Here is a 10,519-nt window from a genome sequence, read left to right on the forward strand (position 1 = left end):
ACAACGCGGGAAGTTCCGGCTTTTCTCCGCGTTTCGCTCGCGGCATATTCGGCGCTGTGGACGCCTTTTTGGGTGCACCATAGAATCACAATGGAATTGCCTCAGCGACCCTGCGGCTATGTACACCATGCGTGGGGGCGCTGCTGCATTCTGTGACGATTGGTCCGGCCTGGACCGGTCGCAGACGTGCTGAAGGGTTGCGCATGCGGTCAATGTTGAAACGAGTCCTCGCCGTCGTTGGCCTGACCGGATTACTGGCCTTCCCGGCCGCATCCGCATGGGCGGAAGACCCTGTGACGATCCCCTCCGGCCAAAACATCGTCGACAACGCAAACGTCCTCGGCAGCCGCAAGGGCGAAGTCCAGGACGCCATCCAGAAGCTTCTGAAAGACCACAAGTACAACCTCTACGTTGTCACCGTTCCTTCCTTCACCAATCCCACCGACCCCAAGGCGTGGACCCAGGCGACGGCGACGCAAAAGGGACTCGGCAAAGCCGACGTGATCCTGGCGATTGCCACCGAGGGTAAGTACTATTTCGCCCCGAACTCGGCCAGCGCCATTGCTTCCAAGACCTCCAACATCACCCAAAACGCAATCGTTGCGAATCTCGCAGGCGGCAAGAAGGACTACGCCCAGGCAGCCATCGATACTGCGGCCGCGATCGGCGACGCCGCCGGTGGCGGCAGCGGCAGCGTCCCCAGTGGGGGCTCCGGCGCTGCCGTGCTCGTCGGGGCAGGCATTGTCGCTGCGGGCGGCGTGGGAACCTACCTGTACCTGCGCAACCGCAGGAAGCGTGCGCAGGGTGCGGTAGCTTCCGGCGGATACTCCCCGCAGCAGGGAGAACCCGATCCACTGGCAGCCATGAGCGTCGAAGAACTCCGTCGCAAGAGCGGTCCCCTGCTGATCGAAGCCGACGACGCCATCAAGTCCAGCGAGCAGGAGCTGGGCTTCGCCCAGGCACAATACGGGGACGCCGCCGTCGGGAACTTCACCAAGGCGCTGCAGGATGCCAAAGGTCACATGGCGGAATCCTTCAAGCTGCAACAGCAGCTCGATGACCACATTCCGGACACCGAAGAGCAGCAACGCAGCTGGCTCGGCGAGATCATCCGCCGTTCCGAGGCCGCCCTGGCCTCGCTCCGGGAACAGAAAGCCGACTTCGATTCCCTGCGCGAGCTGGAAAAGAACGCCCCGCAGGCGCTCGCCACGGTAGGCAAGGGCGTCACTGAGGCGGAGGCGAAGATCGCCAGCGCTGAACAGACCCTCGACGGACTCCGTGCAAAATACGCCGAAGGCGCCCTCACGCAGGTTGCCGACAACATCACGCAGGCCAAGGAGCGCATCTCGTTCGTCCACAACGCGGAAAAGACCGCGGGCGAAAAACTCGCTTCCGGTGAAAGCAGCCTCGCTGCAGTCGCGGTCCGCGCCGCGGAAGAAGGACTGCACCAGACCAACGTACTTCTGGACGCCATCGCCAAGGTGGCCGGCAACCTGGACGAGGCCCGGGCAGCGCTGGAATCGGCGGTGGTGGACACCAGCCAGGACCTCGCACAGGCGAAGGCTATGATCCAGTCCGGAGAGCACCCGGAACTGGCCGGACCCGTCGCCGGCGTCGAGTCCGCACTTGCCCAAGTGAAGGGCGAGATCCAGTCCGGGAAGATCGATCCCATCGCCACTTTGGACAAGGTGGAGAAAGCGCACCGGGCCTTGGACCAGTCTCTGGCCGGCATCCGCGACCAGCAGGAGCAGGCCCGCCGCGCGCAGGCTTCCCTGCAGCAGACGATCATGGCGGCCCAGGCCCAGATCAGCGCCACGTCCGACTACATCACCGCCCGTCGCGGTGGCGTGGGCACCGAAGCGCGGACCCGTCTGGCCGAAGCCCAGCGGAACCTTGACTACGCGCTTTCCATCTCCCGGAACGATCCCGTCACGGCGCTGGCCTACGCCCAGCAAGCCCACGCCCTGGCGGCCCAGGCCGCGCAGGTGGCCCAGTCTGACGTAGAGCAGTTTGGCGGCTACGCCCACCAGGGCTACAACAGCGGCGGCATGTTCGGCGGCGGCGGGGGCGGCGGCCTGGGCGGTGCCATTCTTGGCGGCATCCTCATCAACTCCATCTTCAACAGCGGTGGCGGCTGGGGCGGCGGCCACCATGACGGCGGAGGCGGGGGCTTCTTCGGCGGCGGAGACGGCGGCGGCTGGGATGGCGGCGGCGGCGATTTCGGAGGAGGAGACTCCGGGAGTTTCTAGCCCACGGGGCCGTTTCCGACCCAACAGACTAGGCGGGGCCCATGCCCCACGTAGAAGCGGTACAACAACTGATCACTGGATTCAGTGGGACCCACTGAGCAGGACGAAAGGCAACACCATGGTTAAGCAGTCCATTTTCGGCAGGATCGCGCAGCTCGCCAAGGCGAACATCAATGCCTTGCTCGACCAAGCTGAGGACCCGCAGAAAATGCTGGACCAGATGGTCCGTGACTACACGAACAACATTGCCGAGGCCGAGTCGGCGGTGGCCCAGACCATCGGCAACCTCCGGATGCTCCAGGCGGACTACAACGAGGACATCAAGAACGCCCAGGACTGGGGCAACAAGGCTCTCGCCGCCTCCCGCAAGGCCGATGAATACCGTGCCGCGGGCGACACTGCCGACGCCGAGAAGTTCGACAACCTGGCCAAGGTCGCCATCCAGCGCCAGATGACCGCGGAAAGTGAAGCCAAGGCCGCGGAGCCGAACATCGCCTCCCAGACCGAGGTGGTGGACCGGCTCAAGTCCGGCCTGGACCAGATGAAGAACAAGCTCAACCAGCTCACGGCCAAGCGCAACGAATTGGTGGCCCGAGCCAAGACAGCCCAGGCCCAGTCCCAGGTGCACGACGCCCTCAAGAGCATCGACATTATGGACCCCACCAGCGAGGTGGGACGCTTCGAGGAGAAGATCCGCCGCGAAGAGGCCAAGGTCCTCGGCCAGCAGGAACTCGCTGCGTCCAGCCTTGACGCCCAGTTCAACCAGCTTGAGGACCTCGGCGAACAGACCGAGATCGAGGCCCGCCTTGCGGCCCTGAAGTCCGGTGGCTCGACGGCGGCCATCGGCAGCGGTTCCAATGCTCCTGCCACCCCTGCGATCAACGAAGCGGACTTCGACAAGCTGTAACCCGCAACACTGCAAAGAGCCCGGCGTCCGTCCGCAAGAACGGGCGCCGGGCTCTTTGCCTTGCCTGGTTTCAGCGGTGTTTTGCTTCGACGGCCAGCCGCCCGACGATCAGCTTCATGATCTCGTTGCTGCCTTCGAGGATCTGGTGTACCCGGAGGTCCCGGAGGATCTTCTCCAGCCCGTATTCGGAGAGGTAGCCGTAGCCGCCGTGGAGCTGCACAGCCTTGTTTGCCACGTTGAAGCCGGCGTCGGTGGCGACCCGCTTGGCCATGGCGCACAGTCGCACGGTGTCCGGCGCACCGCGTTCCAGGGCGTCAGCGGCGCGCAGCAGCAGCGTCCTGGCCGTTTCGAGTTCCGTGTCCATGTCCGCGATGTCGAACAACAGTGCCTGCTGGTTGATGAGGGGACCGCCGAAGGCCGAGCGCCCGCTCAAATAGGCGATGGACTTTTCCATTGCCGCCTGGCCGCCGCCCAGGGAACAGGCACCGATGTTGAGCCGGCCTCCGTTCAGGCCCTTCATCGCGATGGCGAATCCGCTGCCCTCCTCCCCCAGCCGGTCGGCGGCGGGCACGCGGACGCCGTCGAAAATCACTTGCCGGGTGGGCTGGGCGTTCCAGCCCATTTTCTTCTCGTTCGGTCCGAAAGACAGCCCCCGGGCGTCCCCGGGCACCACGAAGGCGGTGATCCCGTGGCTGCCCGAATCGGAGGTGCGGGCCATGACGACGTACACCCCTGCGGCCCCGGCCCCGGAGATGAACTGTTTGGTGCCCGTCAGAAGGTAGTCGTCGCCGTCGCGCACTGCTTTGGTGGTGAGCGCGGCGGCGTCGGAGCCTGCGCCGGGCTCCGTCAGGCAGTAGCTGCCCAGGGCTTCCATGGAAGCCAGCTGCGGCACCCACCTGGCGCGCTGCTCCTCGCTGCCGAAAGCGTCAATCATCCACGCCACCATGTTGTGGATGGAAATGTAGGCTGCAATGCTCGGGTCAGCCTTGGAGAGCTCTTCGAAAATCAGGACGGCATCCATCCGGCCAAGACCGGAGCCGCCGAATTCCTCACTGACGTAGATGCCGCCCATGCCGAGCCCGCCCGCCTCCTTCAGGACGTCCACGGGGAAGTGCTTATGTTCGTCCCATTCGGCCGCATGCGGGGCGATGGCTGTTGCCGCGAAGTCGCGCACCATCTCGACGACCGCTTGCTGCTCTTCGTTGAGCTCGAACATGGGCACTCCTTATCCGGGTTGGCCGGCTAGCTGCCAGGGGTTATTTGCTGACCTTCCCCGTCAAGGATGCGATGGGGCGAAGGAACAAGGGCCTGGCCAGGAACCAGGCGGCCACGATCACGGCGAGTGAGGCGGCGAAGATCCCGAAACCGATCCAGTTCTCGTCGCTGCTGCCGCCATACATGTGGTTCAGGTTGCGCAGTGCTCCGGTCGCGAGGACCAAGGTGACATGGACGAGGGTGAAAGCGACGAAGTAGATCATCACCGGGAAGTGGACGGCGCGGGCAATTTCGATCGGGTAGATCTTGTTGACGGCGGCCTTCTTCGGCCAGGCAGAGGAGGTGCGGAGGCCGGTGAGGATGGCCAGCGGAGCGGCGATGAAGACCGTCACGAAGTAGGTCAGCAACTGAAGGGCGTTGTAGTTGACCCAGCCATCCTCGACGGGCCAGTTGAGGGAGAGGTACTGGATTCCCGCGGAGACGGCGTTCGGGATAACGTCCCAGCTGGTCGGCACGATCCGCATCCACTGGCCGGTAGCGAAGAGCAGGATGATGAAGATCAGGCCGTTGAGGACCCACAGGGCGTCCAGCGTGAGGTGGAACCACAGGTCCAGGCTCATTTTCGTGGGCGCATTCCTGGTGCGGATGAAGCCCTTGTTGTTGCGGGTCCAGTATGCCGGGGGCCGCTTGGCGGTGCGTACCTGCCAGCCGGAGCGCACGATGAGCACCAGGAAGAAGACGTTCAGGAAGTGCTGCCAGCCCAGCCAGGCGGGAATCCCCACCGGGGCACCGGCCGGAAGTTCGGAGCGGCCAGGGTAATCGTGCAGGAAGGACTGTCCGGCGGTGCTGCCCGTGAACCACTTGGCGAGCAGCACGAGGATGAGAAGCAGCAGCAGGGCGCCGGCAACGGCCAGGACCGGCCGGAGCCATTTGCTTTGCTGTGCTGACGGCTTCTTCGTGGGGGCGGACATCTTCGCAGACACCTCTCGGGGAACTTTGGCAATCATGGACGCATCAAGCTAACAGGCTTTCGCCTGCCGCAGCCAACGCCTGTTACGCCAGTCTTCGGATATGGCCCTCGGGTGCCCGTTCCTGCTGGCTTTACCTGCCGTCCGGTCGCCCAAAACCGAGAATACTAGGAAATCCAACTATTCTCCATGGGCCGAAAACAAAAGATCCGGACCAGTTTTCACTGATCCGGATCTTCTTCCAGTTGCGGGGACAGGATTTGAACCTGTGACCTCTGGGTTATGAGCCCAGCGAGCTACCGAACTGCTCCACCCCGCGTCGCGGTCTCTACTCTACCCTACTTTCGGCGGGCTCCTGACCACCTGCTTCGCAGTGGCCGCGGAGTCTGCCGGAAAAACCAGGCGCTCCCGAAATCACTCCCTGGGAAAACAAAAGATCCGGACCAGTTTGCACTGATCCGGATCTTCTTCCAGTTGCGGGGACAGGATTTGAACCTGTGACCTCTGGGTTATGAGCCCAGCGAGCTACCGAACTGCTCCACCCCGCGTCGCATGAACTACATTACCGTCCGGTGAATACAGGGCCAAATCCAAGCGACGTGACGTCCGTCTCCCCCGCCCGGAATCGAGTCATGAACTACATTACCGTCCGGTGAATACAGGGCCAAATCCAAGCGACGTGACGTCCGTCTCCCCCGCCCGGAATCGAGTCCGGGAACGGACTCCGCCGGGTACGAAAGGAGGCGGTGTCCGCCGCTTCCGGCGGACACCGCCTCTCTCAAAGGGTTCCGTCGCTGGATCCTAGCCGCTCTGCGTCGGGGTCGGCGTCACAGTGCTCGACGGCGATGGCGTCGGGGACGTCGTCGGTGACGGTGTCACCCCAAGCCGGGCTTCGGCGTCGAGCGCCTTCTTCAGCGCGGCAGCCAGCTTGCTCTGCTGCGCGCCGTACCCGGCGAAGTCGCCCTTGGCCAGGGCTGCCTGGCCGTCCTGCAGCGCCTTGTTGGCCTCGTCGAGGGCATTCTTCAGGTCGGCCTTGGCGTCCTCCGCACCGGACGGCGGCTTCGGGTTGTTTGGCGTGGTGGGCGTCTGGCCGTTGTTGGCCGAATCGCCCGCCTGCGCACCGGAGTCGCCGCCGAACAGTTCGTCCAGGGCCTCGTCAAGGGTGGCGGCGAAGCCCACCTTGTCGCCGAAGGCAACCAGGACGCGCTGCAGCGTCGGGTACGAGGTTTCGCCCGTGGACTTCAGGTAGACCGGCTGGACATAGAGCAGGCCGCCGCCCACCGGGAGGGTCAGCAGGTTGCCGTTGAGCACATCGGAGGCACCCTGGCGCAGCAGGTTCAGCTCCCGTGAAACCTCGGGATCGGAGTTGAACTTGTTCTGCGCCTGGCCGGGACCGGGCACCTGCGTGTCTGTGGGCAGCTGGAGCAGCCGCAACTGGCCGTACCCCGGGTCCTTCACACCCTTGGAGCTTCCGGCATCGGAATCAGCCGACAGGAAGCCATACAGGATGTTCCGGGCGTTGCCGTTGACGGTCTGCGGGATGAAGGAGGAAGTCAGCTGGAAAGCCGGCTTGCTCTGGCCCGGCATCTGCAGCGACATATAGAACGGCGGCTGCTTCACGGCGTCGGTTCCCGTCACAGTGGGATCGTTCGGCACGCTCCACGCGTCAACGTTGTTGTAGAAACGGTCCGGGTTGGTGACGTGGTAGCGGCCGAGCAGTTCGCGCTGCACCTTGAACAGGTCCTCCGGGTACCGGACGTGGCTCATGAGCTGCCCGGACATTTCCGAGAACGGCTTGATGGTGCTCGGGAAAATCTTCTGCCAGGTCTTCAGGAGGGGGTCCTGGTCGTCCCAGGCGTAGAGGGTCACCGAGCCGTCGTAGGCGTCGACTGTGGCCTTCACCGAGTTCCTGATGTAGTTGACCGTGCTGTTGGGCAGCACCGCGGTGCGGCCCGTGCTGGTCTGCGTGTCCGCCGTGACGTTCTGCAACTGCTGCTGCTGCGAGTACGGGAAATACTGGCTCGTGGTGTACCCGTCCACGATCCACTTGACGCGCCCGTCGACCACGGCCGGGTAGGCGTTGCCGTCAACGGTCAGGTACGGAGCCACCTTCTCCACGCGTTCGCGCGGCGTGCGGTCGTAGAGGATCTGGGACTTCTCGTTCACGCCGTCGGACAGCAGCAGGTCCGAGGACTGGAACTTCATGGAGTACAGGATGCGGTTGAACCAGTTGCCCACGTTCGGGCCGCCGTTCCCCGTGAAGGTGTACTGGGTGTCAGTGGAACCGTCCTTGCCGGCAGGCCGGTCCTGTTCGCGGTGCGCCGATCCATCCGGGGCGCCGACCACCGAATAGTCAGTGGTGTTCTCACCGAAGTAGATCCGGGGCTGGTAGTTCGAATCGTTGCCGAGGACGCCGCTGGAGGGGATGCCCGACAGCAGGAAGTCGGGCTTGCCGTCCACGGTGAACTTGTTGCCCTTCGCGGCCACCACGCCGTAGCCATGGGTGTACACGATGTGCTTGTTGTACCAGGTCTGTTGGCCTGTGCTGATGCCATCGGCATTCAGTTCGCGGACCGCGATGACGGTGTCCTGGACCTTGCCGTTCACGGTGTAGCGGTCCACGTTCAGGGCCTTGGGGAACTGGTAGTACGGGCGGTACTGCTCCAGCTGGCCGAATGCCGAGGACACCAGGTTCGGGTCAAGCAGGCGGATGTTCGCCGCCGTCTGGGCGTCCTTCGCGAGGGCGCCGGTGCTGGCGGTGGTGGTGGCCTTGTACGGCTGGACCTGCACTTTGTCCAGGCCGTAGGCGGCCCGGGTCATCGAAATGTTCCGCTCGATGTACTTGTTCTCGAGGGTCTGCTCGGAGGGCCGCACCTGGAATTGCTGGATCACCCACGGGTACACACCGCCCGCGAGGATCGAGGTGATGATCAGCATCGCCGTGCCGATCACCGGCAGGCGCCAGCGGCCGATCACCGCGGCGACGATGAAGAGGATGGCCACCAGGCCCGCGGCAACCGCAAGGATGGACTTGGTAGGCACGACGGCGGTGACGTCCGTGTAGAGGGCACCGGCCCAGCGGCCGCCGTTGTTCTGGACGGTGCCGTAGACGTCGAGCCAGAAGTTCGCGCCGAGCAGGAGCAGGAACAGGGCACCGCTCACAGCGAGGTGAATCTGTGCCGCACGGCTGGTGAAGACCCCGCGTTCCATGAGCCGGATGCTGCCGTACAGGTAATGGGTGAGGATTCCGGCGATGCCGGCCACCACCACCACGCTGATCAGGAACCCGGTCACGAAGCCGAGGAACGGCAGGCTCATGACGTAGAAGCTGATATCCAGCCCGAACTGCGGGTCCTGTTGGCCGAACTGTTCCTGGTTGAAGAACATCAGCACCTTCTGCCACTGGCTCGCGGCGGCGCTGCCGGCGAAGAGACCGAACAGGATGGGCAGGCCGATCATGACCACCCGGCGGACCGGCTCGAGCTGGACCTGGTACCGGCTGAGGTTGTCCCGGACCTCGGAGTCCGGGGCGTAGACCGGACGGGCGCGGTACGCCAGGCGGATCGACGCGTAGACGGCGCCGAACATGATGATGAAGCCGCCCACGAAGGTCAGGATCCGGGCAAGGTTCTCGCGGACGTAGACCTCGAAGAAGCCAAGCTGCTGGTACCACAGGACGTCGGTCCAGACGTTGGAGAAGAACACGAAAGCCACGACTGCGAGCGCCACGACGATCAACGTGGGAGTCAGGGCACCCCGTCTCAGCGGCGGTCTTCCGGGCGGGCGGGTGCTTGCAGGACGGGACAAACCAGGTACCTCATAGCTCGATGTCAGAATTACGGGTCAGTGCGGGTGTTCGGCGGCCCGTCCCGCACAACACAGTCCAGCCATGCTGAGCGGTCCGGGGCCGTCAAATATGCCACGAGTGGCGGCGGAGCTAAGTTCCTTCGCCAGTCTAGTTCTTAGTGCAGGCCGGCAGCCCGGAGGTGTCCTGCCCTTCGGCGAGCCGTTTCACGGCCGCCTCGGCGTCACCGAGGGTCTCCACTTTGACCACCTGGAGGCCGTCGGGAACATGGCCCACCACGTCATCGCAGTTGGCCGCGGGGGCCAGGAACAGGCTGGCCCCCTTGTCCCGCGCACCGTGCATCTTCTGTGCGATGCCGCCGATCGGCCCCACCGTGCCGTCGGGGGAAATGGTTCCGGTTCCGGCGATGTGCTTGCCGCCGGTGAGGTCTCCGGGGGTGACGGTGTCGATGATTCCCAGGGCAAACATCATTCCGGCGCTCGGCCCGCCTACGTCCTCAAGGGAAATCTTCACCTGGAACGGGAAGGTGAACTTGTACTGCAGGGCCACGCCCAGCAGCCAGCGGTCGTTGTCGCCCTTGTTCGGTTTGATGCTGACCGCGACGGCCTTGCCCTGGCGTTCAACGACGACGGCGGCCGGCGCCCCCGCGGTGGCCGCCAGTTCGCTTTGGATGACGGCGAGCGATGTCACGGCCTTGCCGTTGATGGAGGTGAAGGTATCCCCTTCGCGGAGCTTACCCTCGGACGCGGAATTGCTGCTCAACCCGGCAATTTCGAGCTTCTGCCCGAAGGGAATATCCAGTTCTTTCAGGGCGGCGGCCACGGCGTTCTCCTGGGAGGAGGTCATGGCCTGGGCACTTTCCTGCTCGGATTCCTCCCTGGTGATGCCCTTGGGGTAGATCAGTTCCTCCGGGTAGACGGCCTTGGAGCCGTCCAGCCACGCTTGGAAGGCTTCCACCAGGCTGACAGGGCCGTTGGGGCCGCCGTTGATGTAGACCGTGGTCAGATCGAGATTGCCCTTGGCGGGGAAGCTTTCGTGCCCGCTGACGGAAATCACCGGCTTTCCGCCGTCCTTTCCCAGCGTGTTGAAGGTGGGGCCGGGAGACTCCACAACATAGGGAACGGGCAGCGCGACGGCGGCGACCCCGAGGAGGATCGCGAGCGCCCCCGAGATAAGCATCGCGGTGTACCTGCCGCCGCGCTGGCGGGACTGCTCCGTGCCGTCAGGTCCCGGGCCATCGGAATCGGAACCCTCAAAAGGTGCCGGCACCCGGAAACGCCGCCCGCCGTCGTCGAAGCTTCCGGTACCCCGGCCGTCCCAGGGGTTCGGCGATGTGTTCAATGAAATGGCCTCTCCGCGCGCACCGCCGGGTGCG

The 10,519-nt window shown here is 64.5% G+C and carries 6 protein-coding genes and 2 tRNA genes; 2 read left to right on the forward strand and 6 right to left on the reverse strand.

Translation table 11 applies throughout. The features are described 5' to 3' along the window. Window positions 1-203 precede the first annotated feature (203 nt). The gene (locus DWV11_RS05635; RefSeq protein ID WP_115787905.1) at window positions 204-2,249 is read left to right on the forward strand and encodes a TPM domain-containing protein; all 2,046 of its coding nucleotides are present in this window, start codon (window positions 204-206) and stop codon (window positions 2,247-2,249) included. A gap of 118 nt (window positions 2,250-2,367) precedes the next feature. Next, on the forward strand, window positions 2,368-3,156 hold the full coding sequence (locus DWV11_RS05640; protein WP_115787906.1) for a PspA/IM30 family protein: 789 nt from the start codon (window positions 2,368-2,370) through the stop codon (window positions 3,154-3,156). Between the two features lie 70 nt (window positions 3,157-3,226). Here the strand turns inward: DWV11_RS05640 and DWV11_RS05645 are convergent, their stop codons facing one another. From DWV11_RS05645 to DWV11_RS05670, 6 genes are all read right to left on the reverse strand, one after another. Then, window positions 3,227-4,372 (reverse strand): acyl-CoA dehydrogenase family protein, encoded by a 1,146-nt coding sequence (locus DWV11_RS05645; RefSeq protein ID WP_115787907.1) that lies wholly within the window; start codon window positions 4,370-4,372, stop codon window positions 3,227-3,229. A gap of 40 nt (window positions 4,373-4,412) precedes the next feature. Next, window positions 4,413-5,342, reverse strand: coding sequence for a cytochrome b/b6 domain-containing protein (locus DWV11_RS05650; RefSeq protein ID WP_115787908.1), 930 nt, complete (start codon window positions 5,340-5,342; stop codon window positions 4,413-4,415). Between the two features lie 242 nt (window positions 5,343-5,584). Continuing rightward, window positions 5,585-5,658: transfer RNA gene (locus tag DWV11_RS05655), tRNA-Met, on the reverse strand. A gap of 155 nt (window positions 5,659-5,813) precedes the next feature. Continuing rightward, window positions 5,814-5,887 (reverse strand) — tRNA-Met (locus DWV11_RS05660). Window positions 5,888-6,140: 253 nt separating this feature from the next. Next, window positions 6,141-9,146 carry a UPF0182 family membrane protein gene (locus DWV11_RS05665; RefSeq protein WP_115787909.1) on the reverse strand — a complete coding sequence of 1,002 codons (3,006 nt, stop codon included), beginning with the start codon at window positions 9,144-9,146 and terminating at the stop codon, window positions 6,141-6,143. Window positions 9,147-9,294: 148 nt separating this feature from the next. Further along, a complete protein-coding gene (locus DWV11_RS05670; RefSeq protein ID WP_425452044.1) occupies window positions 9,295-10,485 on the reverse strand; it encodes a YlbL family protein in 1,191 nt (396 codons plus the stop codon). Window positions 10,486-10,519: the final 34 nt, after the last annotated feature.

The organism is Arthrobacter silvisoli (genome assembly GCF_003369445.1).
Classification (GTDB): Bacteria; Actinomycetota; Actinomycetes; order Actinomycetales; family Micrococcaceae; genus Arthrobacter; species Arthrobacter silvisoli.

What these genes read in the sequence shown, in the direction of transcription:
- DWV11_RS05635 (WP_115787905.1), top strand. Translation starts at nt 204, where the DNA reads ATGCGGTCAATGTTGAAACGAGTCCTCGCCGTCGTTGGCCTGACCGGA.
- DWV11_RS05640 (WP_115787906.1), top strand. Translation starts at nt 2,368, where the DNA reads ATGGTTAAGCAGTCCATTTTCGGCAGGATCGCGCAGCTCGCCAAGGCG.
- DWV11_RS05645 (WP_115787907.1), bottom strand. Translation starts at nt 4,372, where the DNA reads ATGTTCGAGCTCAACGAAGAGCAGCAAGCGGTCGTCGAGATGGTGCGC.
- DWV11_RS05650 (WP_115787908.1), bottom strand. Translation starts at nt 5,342, where the DNA reads ATGTCCGCCCCCACGAAGAAGCCGTCAGCACAGCAAAGCAAATGGCTC.